A 15,420-nucleotide genomic window follows, 5' to 3' on the forward strand; every position below is an offset into this window, starting at 1 on the left:
TTCTCTCAAAGGGGAGCGCCAGAATGCAGAAGACCGCCAGCGGGCCATGGACACCAGCCCTTGTGATTTCACTCGTTGCCGCAGGGCTGATTCTGTCATTGTCCATGGGGCTGCGCCAAAGCCTGGGCCTGTTCATGGAGCCCATGGTACGCACCACCGGCATCACGGCCGCCGCCTTCGGCTTCGCGATGGCCGCCCAAAACCTTGCCTGGGGCATCGGCCAGCCATTCATGGGCGCAATCTGCGACCGGTTCGGCGGGCGTCTGGTCGTGGCGCTTGCCGCCGTTCTCTATTGTGCCGGCCTTTACATGACCGCCACCGGAGGTCCGGCCGGCCTTTATCTTGGCGGCGGCCTGCTGGTCGGGCTGGCGGTCGCGGCAACTTCGCATGGTGTCCTCGTCGGCATCATCTCGCGCCTCGCCACGCCTGCCATCCGGGCAACGGCCGTTTCCATCCTTGCAGCGGCCGGTTCACTCGGCACCTTTATTGTTGCCCCGGCGGCTCAGGCGATGATCAGCCAGTGGAACTGGCAGGCCGCGCTCGGCGGCCTTGCCCTGCTGGCCGCCACCATGGCGGGCCTTGCCCTGTTGTTCCGGCGCGGCGCGGCGCAAACACAGAGGCATCAGGCACAGGGGCATCAGGATCCGCAAAAGCCCAATGCGCGCCGGGCCATTGCCGAAGCTCTGGCCAACCGCAGCTTCGTCATCACCACGGCCGCCTTCTTTGCCTGCGGTTTCCAGCTGATCTTCATTGCGACCCATCTGCCGAATTTCATCGCGATCTGCGGGCTGCCGCCGTCCGTGAGTGCCACGGCGATCGCCCTGATCGGGATCTGCAATGCCATAGGCACACTTGCCGCCGGCTATCTTTGCCAGCGCTGGGGAAATGTTCTTGTGCTGGCGCTGATATACCTGCTGCGCACCCTGGCCATTGCGGCGTTCTTCGCCTTCCCGGTCAGTGTGGAAACCGCGTTGATCTTTGCTGCGGCAATGGGCTTCCTCTGGCTGAGCGTCGTTCCGCCCGTCAGCGGGCTCATCAACGGCCTGTTCGGCCCGGCGAATTTCGGCACTCTTTTTGGCGTGATGTTCCTCAGCCACCAGGTGGGTGCATTTCTCGGCGCCTGGCTCGGGGGCCTAAGCTACCAGCTCAGCGGCAGCTACTCGATCAGCTGGCTGTCCCTGATCATTGTCGGCCTGCTGGCCGCCCTCCTGCAGTTCACCGCGCGCGGAGAAAGAGCCACTCCTCTGCAGGCACAGTAAGCTTCGTGGCCGGGGCGCTTCGCACCTGCCGTGCTGGTTGTGGCGGGCCTCGTGACCGGCTACGCGCTCGGACTGCAAGACTATCTGAGCCTTGACTATCTTGCCGGGCAGCGGGCGGCGCTCAGGGCCTATGTGGAGGCCCATATGCTGTGGTCTGCCGCCCTGTTCCTGACGGTCTATATTCTCGCCGTCGCCTTTTCCTTTCCCGCGGCATCGATCCTGACCGTGTTCGGCGGCTTTCTTTTTGGCTGGCTTGCGGGCGGCGCGCTGGTCGCCGCCGGCGCAACGATTGGCGCCTCGCTTCTCTTCCTCGCAACACGTTCGGCCTTCGGCGGCTTCCTGCGCCACAGGGTCAGAGGCGTCATGAAGACGCTGGCAGACGGTTTCCGGGAGAATGCCTTTGGCTACCTCTTCGCCATCCGCCTTGCCCCGGTTTTCCCGTTCTTCATGGTCAACATAGCCGCCGCCCTTTTCGACATCAGCCTTGGCCGGTTCGTAGCGGCGACGTTCTTCGGGATTTTGCCCGGCACCTTCGCCTATGCCTATCTGGGTCAGGGCGTGGACAGCGTGCTTGTGGCCGCAAAGGCATCCGGCCGTGAGGCGCAACTCTCCGATCTGGTGACGCGCGAGATCACCCTTGCCTTTTTCCTGCTGGCCGCATTTGCCCTTCTTCCCACACTGGTGAAGCTGATCCGCAAACACGGGGCGGGCCGAGGCTAAGCCGAAAATGGAGGGTCTGACCGCCTTTGGACACACGGGAGCCCTGGATGCCTGATGCAGCACAAGAGCCTGCCCCAGTTGTGCTTCTCGGCGGCGGCCACGCCCATGTAGAGGTTGTCCGCCATCTGGGCGGCATGCGCCTGCCCCACAAGGTCACGCTCGTGTCTCCGGCCCGCCACACGCCCTATTCCGGCATGCTGCCCGGCTATGCCGCCGGAGAGTACCGCTTCGAGGATTTCCATATCGATCTGGCGGACCTGTGCGGGCGCTGCGGTGTGACGTTCCTTGAAACCGCCGCCACCGGCATCGATCCCGCAGCAAGGACGGTGACGCTCGCAGACGGAGGCACCCTTGAGTACAGCCTCCTGTCCATCGACACAGGCTCAACGCCACGGCTCCCGCAAGACCTATCCGGCGGCATACCGGTGAAGCCGATTTCCCGCTTCACGCAGGCACTGGCGCAGTTGGACGCACTGGCCGCGAGCACGGAAGCGCCGCTGCGGATCGCCGTGGTTGGCCAGGGGGTCGCAGGTGTTGAACTGGCCTTTTCCCTGCAGCAGCGCTTCGCCCATCGCGGAGTACAGATCGCACTGGCCGGGCGCTCGCACCGCCCTTTGCCGGAGCGCAGCAAACTTGCACAGCGGATGGTGGAACGAGAGCTGCACAGGGCCGGGATCAGCCATCATCCGGATTTTGATGCCATTGCCTTTTCAGATGGCCGGCTGACGGCGGGCGACGGCAGGCAGCTCGCGGCCGATGAGGTGGTCTGGGCCACCTCCAGCGGAGCACCTGGCTGGCTGCAAGGCAGCGGACTTGCCCTCGATGCGGCCGGCTTCATCCGGGTGGACGCCACGCTGCGGTCTGTCTCGCATCCCGATGTCTTCGCCGCCGGAGATGCCGCCTCCCTGCCCGAACCGAGGCCAAAGGCCGGGGTCTTTGCCGTCCGGCAGGGCCCTGTACTGGCGCAGAACATCCACCGCAGCCTCACGGGCACACCGCTGAAGCCCTACCGCCCTCAGCGCGCCTGGCTCGCACTCATCTCCCTTCCGGGCGGGCGGGCGATTGCCGACAAATGGGGCCTTGCCGTATCCGGCCGCTGGGTGCGGCTCTGGAAGCATCACACCGACACGCGCTTCCTCCGGCGCTATCAAACGCCCCGGACTGAATAGACGCTTGCAAGCCAGCGGACCGGCGCAAGCGTCAGAAACACGAACATTCAGAAACATGAAAGAATCAACTCGATTGATTTTTTCAAATCTGATTGACGAGAATCAAAGAACTCTCGAGCCCGGTTGACCTAACTCGGGCTATGAACACCCGTGTCCCCCGGCCCGTAATTTCCGTCCTGCTCGCCTGCCTGCTGGTGGCCGTGGCAGTGCTGACGGGCTTTGGCATGGGGGCAAAGGCGGGGGGGTCCCATACGGGCCAAAGTGCCAAGGTCATCGAATTCGTCATCTGCACCGACGATGGCATGCGCATCGTCAGGATGGATGAGCACGGGCAGGTGCTGGACGAAGACGCGAGAACCAGCCACCCGGCACCCTGCTGCGACGGCCAATGCCTCGGCTGCACCCTGTGTTCTTCTTCGGCAGGAAACACGCCTGCGGTCTTTTCCCTTCCCGCCCCCGCCTCCAGCCAGCCCGCGCCCGCATGGGCCGCCGCGTTTGCACCCGGTTCGGTGCTGACGCGCGCCTCCCAGCGCGCACCGCCAAGGACAGGCCGATGACAGACTTGCGCTTCCGCACCTCCCCTGCGGCCCCTCCCTCATTCGTCCGCACTCTGCTCGCCGGACTGCTGACCGCCTTCCTGCTCCTGATCACACCGGCCGGGCCGGTGATGGCCCAACAGATCAAGGACAGCTCACAGCTTTCCCACTTCCTGCCGCAGGTCACCCCGGCCTCGCTGGTGGAAGGGGCAGATGCCTTTGGCCCTGTCCGGCCGGATCTTGCCGCCGCGCCCGTGCTGCGCGGGGGACAAACGATCGCCTATGCTTTCGTCACCTCCGACTTTGCCGGCACCACAGGCTATTCCGGCAAGCCCATCCACGTGATGGTGGCCATCGGCACCGATGGGCTGCTGAAGGGCGTGAAGCTTCTCAAGTATTCCGAGCCCATCGTCCTGGTCGGCATTCCCGAAGCGCGGATGGTGGAGCTGATCGAGGGCTACAAGGGCCTCGACATCGCAAAGGAAGCCGCATCCGGCGGCTCCAGCCACGATCTCAAGATCATTTCCGGCGCCACGGTCACGGTGATGGTGATCGACGATTCCGTCGTGCGCGCCAGCATCAAGGTGGCCCGCAGCCTCGGCCTCGGCGGGCTTTCCACCGAAGCTCCCGCCGCAGGCCCGCTGCGTGTCATCGATCCGGAGGTGAAAGCCGCTGACGACTGGCTGACGCAAACAGGAGACGGCACCCTCCGCCGCCTGTCGCTGGACGTGGGGCAGGTCAATGCCGCCTTTGCCGCCCTGCCCGACCAGCGCGCTGCAGAGCGCCCGGAGGAAGGCCCCGCGGATGCCACCTTCATCGACCTCTATGCCACGCTCGTCAGCATTCCCGGCATTGGCGAAAGCCTGCTGGAGCCGGGCGAAAAGGCCGCCATCGATGCCTGGCTGAAGCCGGGGGACAGCGCCTTGCTGCTGGCCGCCAGAGGCCGCTATTCCTTCAAGGGCTCCGGCTATGTGCGCGGCGGCATCTTCGACCGGGTGCATCTGATCCAGGGCGACATGTCCGTCCGCTTCCGCGACAGGGACCACAAGCGTGCAGGCCCGCTGGCTCTTGCCGGGGCGCCGGAGCTGAGCGAGCGCGACATCTTCCGCATTCCGGCAGACTCCGGCTTCAACCCGGCAGAGCCCTTCCGCATCCAGCTTCTGGTCCAGCGCAATGTGGGGCCGATCGAGAAGCTGTTCACCACCTTTGATCTCGGCTGGCAGCCCCCGGCGTCCTTCATCAAGACGCTGAGCCCTGCCCCGTCCGAAAGCCCGGCCGCATCCACGCCCGTGGCCTCTGACACGCCGCAGGCAGGCATTGAGGACGAAGCCAGCGCCAAGGCGCAGCTGTGGCAGCGCATCTGGCGCGGCAAGACGCTGGAAATCGCCGGTGTCACCATCATGCTGGCGGTGCTGACCTTTGCCTTCTTCTTCCAGACCTTACTCACCCGGTCGGCACGGCTGACGCACTGGTTCCGGATGAGCTTCCTCACCGTGACGCTGGTGTTCCTCGGCTGGTACGCCAATGCGCAGCTGTCGGTGGTCAACATCTTCGCGCTGGCCGCTTCGGTGAAGTCCGGTTTCACCTGGGAAGCGTTCCTGCTCGATCCGCTGACCTTCATCCTGTGGTTCTCGGTGGCCGCCGCGCTGATCTTCTGGGGCCGGGGCGCCTATTGCGGCTGGCTGTGCCCCTTCGGCGCGCTGCAGGAGCTGACCAACCGCATTGCCCGTGCCTTCCGCGTGCCGCAGATCACCCTGCCCTGGGGCCTGCACGAGCGGCTGTGGGCGGTGAAATACATCGTCTTCCTCGGCCTTTTCGGCGTCTCCCTCGCCTCGCTGGAGCAGGCCGAGCATCTGGCGGAAATCGAGCCGTTCAAGACCGCCATCGTGCTGAAATTCGCGCGCGGCTGGCCCTTCGTCCTCTATGCCGGCACGCTGCTGGTGGCCGGGCTGTTCGTCGAGCGTTTTTACTGCCGCTACCTGTGCCCGCTGGGCGCCGCCCTCGCCATTCCGGCCCGTGTCCGGATGTTCGACTGGCTGAAGCGCTACCACGAGTGCGGCAACCCCTGCCAGACCTGCGCCAACACCTGCCCGGTGCAGGCCATTCATCCGACCGGTGAGATCAACCCCAATGAATGCGTCAACTGCATGAATTGCCAGGTGCTCTACCAGTCCGAAACGAGATGCCCCGTCGTCATGCGCAAGCTGAAGCGGCGGGCAGCGGCCGGCACGGGCGAACGCCCGGCCCCGTCCGAGGGCCACAAGCCCGTGATCAACACGCCAAGCCAGCAAAAAGGACAAGCACATGTCTGATACGAATGAAACCGGCGGCCTCACACGCCGCCAGCTGATGGGCGCCACCGCCGCAGGCGGCGCGGCCCTGGGATCGGTGGCGGTAGGGGGCATTGCCCTGACGGCCGGCGGCACCGGCGCGCTGATGACCAGCACCGGCGAAGCGGCAGCCGCCTCCGGCAGCACGCGCAGCAGCGGCGCGGCCTCCGGCCATGTCGGCCCGGGCGAGCTCGACGAATACTACGGCTTCTGGTCCTCCGGCCAGACGGGCGAGCTGCGCATTCTGGGCATTCCGTCCATGCGCGAGCTGATCCGCGTGCCGGTGTTCAACCGCTGCTCGGCCACCGGCTGGGGCCAGACGAACGAGTCGCTCAAGGTCCTGACCGAAAACATGAGCGAGAAGACGAAGAAATTCCTCGCCGCCAACGGCAAGAAGATCCATGACAACGGCGATCTGCACCACGTCCACATGTCCTTCACCGAGGGCAAGTATGACGGCCGCTTCCTGTTCATGAACGACAAGGCCAACACCCGCGTTGCCCGCGTGCGCTGCGACGTGATGCGGGCCGACAAGATCATCGAAATCCCCAATGCCAAGGCCATCCACGGCCTGCGCCCGCAGAAGTGGCCGCGCACCAACTATGTCTTCTGCAATGGCGAAGACGAGGGCCCGATGGTCAACGATGGCAAGATCCTCGATGATCCGTCCCAGTACGTGAACTTCTACACCGCCATCAATGCGGACGACATGACCATCGCCTGGCAGGTGATGGTAACAGGCAACCTCGACAACACCGATGCCGATTATGACGGCAAATACGCCTTCTCGACCTCCTACAACTCCGAGATGGGCACCACTCTGGCGGAAATGACCGCCTCCGACCGCGACCATGTGGTGGTGTTCAATCTGGCCGAGATCGAAAAGGGCATCGCTGCCGGCGACTATACCGAGCTGAACGGCGTCAAGGTCATCGACGGCCGCAAGGGCCAGAACAAGAAGTACACCCGCTACATCCCTATCCCGAACAATCCGCATGGCTGCAACATGGCCCCGGACAAGATCCACCTGTGCATCGGCGGCAAGCTGTCTCCGACCGTGTCGGTGATCGATGTGCGCAAGCTGGACGCCCTGTTCGAGACGGATGCCGATCCGCGCTCGGCGGTGGTGGCCGAACCGGAACTGGGCCTCGGGCCGCTCCACACCGCCTTCGATGGCAAGGGCAACGCCTACACGACGCTCTTCCTCGACAGCCAGGTGGTCTACTGGAACATCGAAAAGGCCGTGCGTGCCTTTGCCGGCGAGAAGGTTGACCCGATCATCTCCAAGACGGATGTGCACTACCAGCCGGGCCACAACTCCACCACCATGGGCGAGACCCTGGAGGCGGACGGCAAGTACTTCATGTCGATGAACAAGTTCTCCAAGGACCGCTACATCAATGTGGGGCCGCTGAAGCCGGAGAACGAGCAGCTCTTTGCCATCGATGGCGACAAGCTGACGCTGCTTCATGACGGGCCGACCTTCGCCGAGCCGCATGACTCCATCGTCGTGCACCGCTCCGTGGTGAACCCGGTGCATGTGTGGGACCGCAACGACCCATTCTGGGAAGATGCCCGCAAGCAGGCCGAGGCCGATGGCGTGGACATCGACTACGCCGCCGACGTGATCCGCGACGGCAACAAGGTGCGCGTCTACATGCACTCGGTTGCCCCGGCCTTCAGCCTGGAAAGCTTCACCGTGAAGGAAGGCGATGAGGTGACCGTCTATGTGACCAACATGGACGACATCGAGGATCTGACCCACGGCTTCTGCCTGGGGGACCACGGTATCGCCATGGAAGTGGCGCCGCAGGCGACCGCATCGGTGACCTTCACCGCCGCCAAGCCGGGTGTCTACTGGTACTACTGCCAGTGGTTCTGTCATGCGCTGCACATGGAAATGCGCGGCCGCATGTTCGTCGAGCCGAAGGAAGCCTGAGATGCAGCGCGTCCCGGCACTCCTCCTGCTGGCGTTCTGTCTTGCTGCCGCCCTTCCGGCGGCAGCGGAAACGCGGCAGGTTGCGCCCGTGCCGGGCGCGCTGGCGCAGGCAATCGCCGGGGCAAGCCCCGGCGATATCCTCGTGCTGGAGCCGGGAGACCATCCCGGCCCCGTCACGCTGGACTTCCCCCTGACGCTGCAAGGCAAGCCAGGCGCCCGCCTCACCGGCGACGGCACCGGCAACACGGTCACCATCACAGGCCCGGATGTGACGGTCACAGGCCTTGCCATCAGCGGCTCGGGCGATGATGCCACCGCAATCAGCAGCGGCATTTTCGTGGCCAGAACCGCCAGCAACGCCCGGATCGCGAACAATCATCTGACGGGCAATCTGCACGGCATCACCCTGCATGGCGCGGCGGACAGCCTTGTCACCGGCAACCGGATCGACGGACGGCAGAGCGGCCGTGTCAATGACCGGGGCAACGGCATCTATGTGTGGAACGCGCCGGGCACAATCGTGGAAGGCAATGACATCCGCTGGGGGCGGGACGGCATCTTCGCCAATGCCTCGAAGCAGAACATCTTCCGCAACAACCGCATGCGGGATCTGCGCTTTGCGGTCCATTACATGTACACCAACAACAGCGAGATCTCGGGCAATGTCTCCATCGGCAACACGCTCGGCTTTGCGCTGATGTTCTCCAACAGGATCACGGTGACGGACAACCAGTCGCTGGCCGACCGGCGCCACGGGCTGATGCTGAACTATGCCAACAATGCGGTGGTCTCCGGCAATCTGGTGCGCGGCGGACGGGCCGAGAAATGCACCTTCATCTACAACGCCCACAAGAACCGCATTTCCGGCAACCGCTTCGAGGGCTGCGAAACAGGCATCCACTTCACCGCCGGATCGGAGCGCAACGTCATCACCGGCAATGCCTTCATCGGCAACCGCAATCAGGTGAAATATGTCGGCACGCGGCATGTGGAATGGAGCGAGGCGGGACGGGGCAACTACTGGTCCGACCACACTGCCTTTGACCTCAACGGCGACGGCATCGCCGACAGCGTGTTCCGCCCCAATGACCTGATGGATCATATCCTCTGGTCCCAGCCGGCCGCCAAGCTGCTGCTCGGCTCCCCGGCGGTGCAGCTGGTGCGCTGGAGCCAGGAATCCTTCCCCGCCATCCTGCCCGGCGGTGTCACCGACAGTGCGCCGCTGACCCGGCCCTTTTCCATTCCCGTGAGCGCAGAAAACGCCGCGCTCGAACAGCGCGCGCTTGAAGCCGCAAGCCAGAGACAGCAAGCCGATGACGATCCTGAAGATCTCGCAGCTCACTAAGACCTTCGGGTCCCTGACCGCCCTTGCTGCCGCCAGTCTCGGCGTGGCGCGGGGCGAGCGGGTGGCCCTGATCGGCCACAATGGCGCGGGCAAATCGACCCTGATGAAGATCGTGCTCGGGCTGCTGCCTGCAGACAGCGGCACGGTGACGGTCAATGGCCACCGCCCCGGCAGCCAGGAGGCGCGGGAGGTGACGGCCTATCTGCCGGAGAACGCCGCCTTTCATCCGGCGCTGACCGGGCGCGAGCAGATCAGCCTCTATCTGCGCCTGCGCGGCGAGCCGGCCGCCAAGGCCCCTGCCCTGATGGAGCGGGTGGGGCTGGCGCAGGCGATGAACCGGCGCATCGGCACCTATTCCAAGGGCATGCGCCAGCGTGTCGGCCTGGCGCAGGCGCTGATCGGGCGGCCGCAGCTGATGGTGCTGGACGAGCCGACCAGCGGACTTGACCCGCTGTCACGGCAGGAGTTCTACGCCATCCTGGACGAGCTGGCACGGGAAGGCACGGCCATCCTCCACTCCTCCCACGCCCTGACCGAAGTCGAAGCGCGGACGGACCGGATCGCCATCCTCTCGCAAGGGCGGCTGATGGCCCATGACACATTGGCGGCCCTGCGGCTCTCCGCCCGCCTGCCGGTGCGCTTCCACCTCACCCTTGCGCCCGGCCAGCGGGACACGGTCACGGCTGCGCTGGCTGAAAGGCTGGCGGAGGGGGAGATGACCGCCGCAACCGTGACCGGCGGCGCGCGGCTCGATCTTTCCTGCGCGCCGGAGCGCAAGCTTGCGGTGCTGCGGGCCGTGACGGAACTGGGCGCGCTTGTCGAGGATGTCGAGATCATCCCGCCCAGCCTTGAGGACATCTACACCCATTTCAGCAAGAGGAGCGAAGGATGAGCCGCCTTCTCGCCGCCGCTTCGGCGGAATTCCGCATCGCCCTGCGCAACCGCTGGGTCGCGGTCGCCATGGCCATCATGGTGCTCTTTGCCGCCGTTCTCTCGGCGGCAGGCTCCGCCCCGATGGGGGAGTTGGGCGCGGACAGGCTGAGCGTCACCGTCGCCAGCCTCACCTCGCTCGGCGTCTATCTGGTGCCGCTGATCGCCCTGCTCATGTCCTTTGACGCCATTGCCGGAGAGGTGGAGCGCGGCACGCTGGCCCTGGTGCTCGCCTATCCGGTCAAGCGCTGGCAGCTGGTGGCAGGCAAGTTCGCCGCCCATCTCGTCATCCTCGCGCTCGCCGTTGTTGCGGGCTACGGCATCGCCGCCGCCATGGCCTTTTCCGGCGGAGCGGACGCCGTGCGGGGCCTTCCCGCCCTGTGGCGGCTGACATGGACATCGCTGCTGCTGGGCGCAGTGTTCCTCGGCGCCGGTTACACGGTGTCCGCACTGGCCCGGCGGCCCGGCACGGCGGCCTCTCTGGTCATCGCCCTGTGGCTCGTCATGATCGTGCTTTATGATCTGGCACTGCTGGCCGGTGTTGCCGCAGATGGCGGCGGCTATTTCACCACCCGCATCTTCCCGCTGGCGCTGCTGGCCAACCCCGCCGACGCCTTCCGGCTGTTCAACCTCGCAGCATCCGAGGCCACCGCCGCCGCCTCCGGCATCAGCGGTGCAGCGGACGCCATTCCCCCGGCCCAGCCGCTTCTCTCCCTCGTACTCTGGGCCTTGGCCGCCTTTGCCGCGGCCATCGCCGCCTTCCGGAGGATCACCCCATGACCCGCCAGACATGTTCCCGCCAGACATGTTCCCGCCCGCGCCTGCAGTTTGCCCTTCTGCCGCTTGCCCTGCTTCTGGCGGCCTGCCAGCCGGAAGCCGCCACCTCGCTGCCGGAGCCGGTGGCGATGACGGCCGCCTCGCTCGGCCATTATTGCCAGATGAACCTGCTGGAGCACCCCGGCCCCAAGGCGCAGGTGCATCTGGCGGGCATGGACGGCAAGCCGCTGTTCTTCAGTCAGGTGCGCGATGCCATCGCCTATCAGCGCATGCCCGAGCAGAGCGGCGTCATCACCGCCATCTATGTGAGCGACATGGGCAAGGCCGAAAGCTGGGACGAGCCGGGCGCGGACAACTGGATCGCCGTTGATGCCGCCGTCTATGTCACCGGCGCCACGGTGCAGGGCGGCATGGGCGCGCCGGAACTGGTGCCCTTTGCCAGCCGCGAGAAAGCCGAAGCCTTTGCGGCCGGGCATGGCGGCCAGCTGGTGATGCTCAAGGATATTCCGGACGAAGAGATTCTGGCGCCGGTGGAATTTGCGACGGACGCGGACGGCAACTTCCTGCCGCCGGAAAATGCAACGCTGAACTGAAGGAGACGGGATCATGACCGCCCTGTCACGCCGCCGCTTTCTTACCATTTCCGCCAGCGCTGTGTCCGCTGCCGCCGTTGCGGCACATCCGGCGCTGGCCGCAGCCTCGCCCGTGCCGGTCAGCATCTGGCGCGGCACGGCCATCGGCAGCGCCGCCCGCATCACGCTGGCCCATCCGCAGGCAGACAGCCTGTTCGCGGGCATCGAGGCGGAACTGAACCGGCTGGAGAATATCTTCAGCCTCTACCGGTCCGGCAGCGCCCTTTCCCGCCTCAACCGTGACAGCATCCTGAGGGACCCGGCGCCGGAGCTGCTGGAATGCCTGAGCATTGCTGGTGCGGTTTGGCGGGCAACGGACGGTGCCTTCGACCCTACGGTGCAGCCGCTCTGGGCCGCCTATGCGCAGGCCTCGGTTGAAGGCAGGACACCCGATGCAGCCGAACTGGCGCAGCGCCTTGCCCTCACCGGCTGGCCGCTGGTGGGGCTGGAAGCAGATGCCATCCGCCTGACACGCAAGGGCGCCGGCCTCACCCTCAACGGCATCGCCCAGGGCTATATCGCCGATCGGATTGCGGCATGGCTGAGCGGCGAAGGCCTGACGGACATTCTGATCGACACCGGCGAAATCCGCGCACTCGGCGGACAGCCCGGCGGCGGGGACTGGGACGTGACGCTGGCAGGCGGGCGGGGATCGCACAGGCTGCGGGACCGGGCGCTCGCCACATCCGCACCGCTGGGCACCACCTTTGATCAGGCAGGCACCACGGGACATATCCTTGATCCGCGCAGCGGCCTGCCCGCCCGGCAGGGCTGGACGCAGGTCAGCGTCACCGCCCCAACCGCAGCTCTGGCCGACGCGCTCTCTACCGCCTTCTGCCTGATGACGCCGCAGGAGATTGATACCGCGCTGGCAGCCGTGCCGCAGGCGAGCCTCGTCAGCCTGAGCTGACGCGGCTCAGCCCGGCAACGCCACCCGGTCTCCACACGCGGCATCGGCGGGCTAACCGGATCAATCCTGATTGCCTCCGGCCTCAGGCTGGCTCTGGAACGGCGGGGCTGAGCTGCGTCTCACCGGCAACGGCCAGCACCCACTCCACCACCGCCTCCACCTCGCAGGGCAGCCGCGTGGCAAGGCCTTCGGCAAAGGCCTCGAAGGCTGGCAGGTTGAGCCCGTTGAGGCCGGTGACGACCGGCCGGCCTGCCGCCAGATGCTCGGCGATAAGATCGCGGAAGCCCCTGCCCTCGCCCTCCTGCCTGCCGAACTTGTTGAGCAGGAAGGCTCCGGCTGGCCCTTCGGTACAGGAGAGCTGCACCTGCATCACCGCCTCCTCCAGCGCTGCCGGGTCCAGCCGGCAGCCACGCGAGTGGCGGCCCAACTTCTGCGAGATGCAGATCTGCGGCCCATCGGGCAGCACCAGCAGGTCCGTTTCGCACGGATGGCCAGCCTCCGCAGCGGACGGCAGGGCCACCGTTCCGGCAAGCCTCACCCCTGCCGCTTTGAGGCGGACAGAGGCTTCCAGCAGAACCGGGTCAACGGACCCGGCTTCCTCTGCGAGGATATAGGCGAGCGGAAAATCCATCACGGCCTCCTTCATGGCGACACCTCATGTGCGGCGGCCTGCAAGGCAACCTGCTGCGGGCGGGCCATGGAGCAGTGAAGATCGCGCAAGAGCCCGTCCGACAGATCATAGATCAGGCCATGGATGGCGATATCCTCGCCCCGGGCCCAGGCCCGCTGCAGAATCGGCGTTTCGGCAACGCGGCGGACGCCTTCGATGACGTTGTATTCCGCCAGCCGGTCGCGCCGGGCGGCAAGGTCCGGCTCGCAGGCAAGGTCCAGCGCATGCAACCGCTCCAGCCGCCGGACCGGCTCCAGCCAGTGATCGGCAAGTCCATGCGGCAGATCCTCCGTCGCCGCCCGCACGCCGCCGCAACCATAGTGGCCGCAGATGATGATCTGGCGGATCGACAGGGCTTCCACGGCAAATTCCAGCGTGCTCAGGAGGTTCATGTCGGAGGAATGAACCACATTGGCGACGTTGCGGTGGACGAAAACCTCGCCCGGATCAAGCCCCGCCACCACATTGGCCGGAACGCGGCTGTCGGAACAGCCGATCCAGAAGAACTCGGGCGCCTGATGGCTGGCGAGGCGGGCAAAGTAACCCGGCTCCGCCGCCTGCCGCTGGGCCGACCAGAGCCGGTTGCGCGCCATCAGCGCATCCAGCGCCACGGCCGGAGGGTGAGCTGACCCGCCGCAGCAGCCGCAGCCATTCCCGTGACTGCCGGCAGGCGGGAGAGGTTCGGACTGGCCCATCAGCTTTCCTCCATGGCAATGCCTTCGATCCGCGCCGCGCCGACAAGCTGCGCAACGAGATCGCGCGAGGCCCGCGCCCAGGCCGCCCACTCCAGCGCTTCTGCGATGACAGGCTGGACCGTAGCAAAGGGCAGAGGCTGGCCCGGTGCATGGGCATGGACCTTGATGATGTGAAAGCCGAAACGGCTCGCCACCGGCTCCCGCGACAGCCCGCCCTCGGGCACAGCAGCAAGCGCCGCCTCGAACTCCGGCACCATCTGGCCGGTGGAGACCTGCCCAAGGGCGCCGCCTGCCTCACGCGAGCCGCAGTCGCTTTCGCTCCGCGCCAGCACAGCGAAGGCCTCCGGGTCGCGCTCCAGCCGGGCGAGGATCTGCCCGGCCCGGTCTTCCGCCGCCGCCCGCGCCTTGGCATCGGAGGGAGCGGCGGCACACAGGATATGCGAGGCATCCCAGAGATCCGGCGAACGGTAGCGCTCCGGATGCGCCTGCCATTCGGCCATCACTTCGGCTTCGGATGGCGGGGTTACCTCCAGCGCCACGTCGAGAAGGGCACGGATGCGGGCCTCTTCCTCCGTTTCTCGGCGGGCGCCGCCAAGATCTTCCGGCTCGGCGGCAACGCCGCGCCGCAGGGCTTCGTCCAGCAGCAGCTGGCGGATGGCGAGCGCCCTTGCAGCAGCGCGCCAGGCATCTCCCGGACGCCCTGAGGCGGCCGGATGGTTCTGCGCTTCAGCCGCAATGCGACTGGCGGGAATGACGGTTCCGTTGACCGTGATGACGGGGGCGGCAACGCTGGCCATGGTCACTCTCCCGGCACGTGGGGCAACTGGCGGCGCGAGCGCACCACCTGATAGCCCGGCCGCCACAGATAGCGCACCGGCGCGGACAGCATGTGCACCAGGCGGGTGAAGGGGAAGAGCAGGAAGATGGTCAGCCCCAGCGCCAGATGCAGCTTGAAGATCCAGTTCACATCCGAAATGTGAGCCGCCGCATTCGCCTCGAAGGTGAAGATGCCCTGCGCCCAGGCCATGAACTTCGTCATTTCGTGCCCGTCCAGATGCTGCAGCGAAACGAAGATGGTGCCGAGCCCCAGCAGCAGCTGGGCCATGAGCAGGATCAGGATGCCCGTGTCGGCGAAGCTGGAATTGGCGGCGATGCGCGGGTCCATCAGCCGCCGGTGCAGCAGCATCAGGCCACCTACAAGCGCCATGACGCCGGCCACACCACCGGCCACCACGGCCAGGATCTGCTTGGCACCGTGGCTGATGCCGAGCGCATCAAAGATCCAGATCGGCGTCAGCAGGCCAAAGAGATGGCCGAAGAAGATGACCAGCACGCCCACATGGAACAGCACCGAGCCGATGACCAGCTGCCTGCGGCGCAGAAGCTGGCTGGACGAGCTTTTCCAGGTGAAGGGATCGCGCTCATAGCGGGCGATAGAGCCAATGGCGAGCACCGACAGGGCGATATAGGGAAAGATGCCGAAGACAAAATTGTGCATGTGAGCCTCC

Annotated in this window: 15 protein-coding genes; 11 read left to right on the plus strand and 4 right to left on the minus strand. The window is 66.0% G+C overall.

Going from position 1 to position 15,420, the window contains the following annotated elements; all coding sequences use genetic code 11:
* Positions 1 to 23: 23 nt before the first annotated feature.
* The 11 genes from AC0CMF_RS16860 to AC0CMF_RS16910 all read left to right on the plus strand — a co-directional run bounded on the left by AC0CMF_RS16860 (position 24) and on the right by AC0CMF_RS16910 (position 12,547).
* Entirely contained in the window at positions 24 to 1,259 is a 1,236-nt protein-coding gene (locus tag AC0CMF_RS16860) for an MFS transporter (RefSeq protein ID WP_374630362.1), read from the plus strand.
* Positions 1,260 to 1,310: 51 nt separating this feature from the next.
* Positions 1,311 to 1,979: a TVP38/TMEM64 family protein gene (locus tag AC0CMF_RS16865; protein ID WP_472482235.1), complete on the plus strand. Its 669-nt coding sequence runs from the start codon at positions 1,311 to 1,313 to the stop codon at positions 1,977 to 1,979.
* Positions 1,980 to 2,026: 47 nt separating this feature from the next.
* Positions 2,027 to 3,148, plus strand: coding sequence for an FAD-dependent oxidoreductase (locus tag AC0CMF_RS16870; RefSeq protein ID WP_472482237.1), 1,122 nt, complete (start codon positions 2,027 to 2,029; stop codon positions 3,146 to 3,148).
* Positions 3,149 to 3,288: 140 nt separating this feature from the next.
* Positions 3,289 to 3,705 carry a DUF2946 family protein gene (locus AC0CMF_RS16875; RefSeq protein WP_157757126.1) on the plus strand — a complete coding sequence of 139 codons (417 nt, stop codon included), beginning with the start codon at positions 3,289 to 3,291 and terminating at the stop codon, positions 3,703 to 3,705.
* A complete protein-coding gene (locus tag AC0CMF_RS16880; protein WP_472482239.1) occupies positions 3,702 to 5,996 on the plus strand; it encodes a 4Fe-4S binding protein in 2,295 nt (764 codons plus the stop codon). The genes AC0CMF_RS16875 and AC0CMF_RS16880 overlap by 4 nt, the downstream gene beginning before the upstream one ends.
* A complete protein-coding gene (gene nosZ / locus AC0CMF_RS16885) occupies positions 5,989 to 7,953 on the plus strand; it encodes a TAT-dependent nitrous-oxide reductase (protein ID WP_374630364.1) in 1,965 nt (654 codons plus the stop codon). Before AC0CMF_RS16880 ends, nosZ begins: the two co-directional genes overlap by 8 nt.
* Position 7,954: 1 nt before the next feature.
* Positions 7,955 to 9,298, plus strand: a complete 1,344-nt coding sequence (locus AC0CMF_RS16890; protein ID WP_374630365.1) for a nitrous oxide reductase family maturation protein NosD — start codon at positions 7,955 to 7,957, stop codon at positions 9,296 to 9,298.
* Positions 9,267 to 10,190: an ABC transporter ATP-binding protein gene (locus tag AC0CMF_RS16895; protein ID WP_374630366.1), complete on the plus strand. Its 924-nt coding sequence runs from the start codon at positions 9,267 to 9,269 to the stop codon at positions 10,188 to 10,190. Before AC0CMF_RS16890 ends, AC0CMF_RS16895 begins: the two co-directional genes overlap by 32 nt.
* The gene (locus AC0CMF_RS16900) at positions 10,187 to 11,008 is read left to right on the plus strand and encodes an ABC transporter permease (protein ID WP_123195004.1); all 822 of its coding nucleotides are present in this window, start codon (positions 10,187 to 10,189) and stop codon (positions 11,006 to 11,008) included. The genes AC0CMF_RS16895 and AC0CMF_RS16900 overlap by 4 nt, the downstream gene beginning before the upstream one ends.
* Complete coding sequence (locus AC0CMF_RS16905; protein WP_374630367.1) at positions 11,005 to 11,598, plus strand: nitrous oxide reductase accessory protein NosL; 594 nt, start codon at positions 11,005 to 11,007, stop codon at positions 11,596 to 11,598. Before AC0CMF_RS16900 ends, AC0CMF_RS16905 begins: the two co-directional genes overlap by 4 nt.
* A gap of 13 nt (positions 11,599 to 11,611) precedes the next feature.
* Positions 11,612 to 12,547 (plus strand): FAD:protein FMN transferase, encoded by a 936-nt coding sequence (locus AC0CMF_RS16910; RefSeq protein WP_374630368.1) that lies wholly within the window; start codon positions 11,612 to 11,614, stop codon positions 12,545 to 12,547.
* Positions 12,548 to 12,629: 82 nt separating this feature from the next.
* Here the strand turns inward: AC0CMF_RS16910 and AC0CMF_RS16915 are convergent, their stop codons facing one another.
* The 4 genes from AC0CMF_RS16915 to narI all read right to left on the minus strand — a co-directional run bounded on the left by AC0CMF_RS16915 (position 12,630) and on the right by narI (position 15,410).
* Positions 12,630 to 13,178 carry a DUF2478 domain-containing protein gene (locus tag AC0CMF_RS16915; RefSeq protein WP_374630369.1) on the minus strand — a complete coding sequence of 183 codons (549 nt, stop codon included), beginning with the start codon at positions 13,176 to 13,178 and terminating at the stop codon, positions 12,630 to 12,632.
* A gap of 11 nt (positions 13,179 to 13,189) precedes the next feature.
* The gene (locus tag AC0CMF_RS16920) at positions 13,190 to 13,810 is read right to left on the minus strand and encodes a carbonic anhydrase (protein WP_094463166.1); all 621 of its coding nucleotides are present in this window, start codon (positions 13,808 to 13,810) and stop codon (positions 13,190 to 13,192) included.
* Positions 13,811 to 13,911: 101 nt separating this feature from the next.
* The gene (locus AC0CMF_RS16925; RefSeq protein WP_374630370.1) at positions 13,912 to 14,709 is read right to left on the minus strand and encodes a peptidylprolyl isomerase; all 798 of its coding nucleotides are present in this window, start codon (positions 14,707 to 14,709) and stop codon (positions 13,912 to 13,914) included.
* A 2-nt stretch (positions 14,710 to 14,711) separates the two neighbouring features.
* Positions 14,712 to 15,410 (minus strand): respiratory nitrate reductase subunit gamma, encoded by a 699-nt coding sequence (narI, locus tag AC0CMF_RS16930; RefSeq protein ID WP_374630371.1) that lies wholly within the window; start codon positions 15,408 to 15,410, stop codon positions 14,712 to 14,714.
* Between the last annotated feature and the right edge of the window lie 10 nt (positions 15,411 to 15,420).

The sequence above is a fragment of the Pannonibacter sp. CBAS1226 genome (assembly GCF_055685825.1).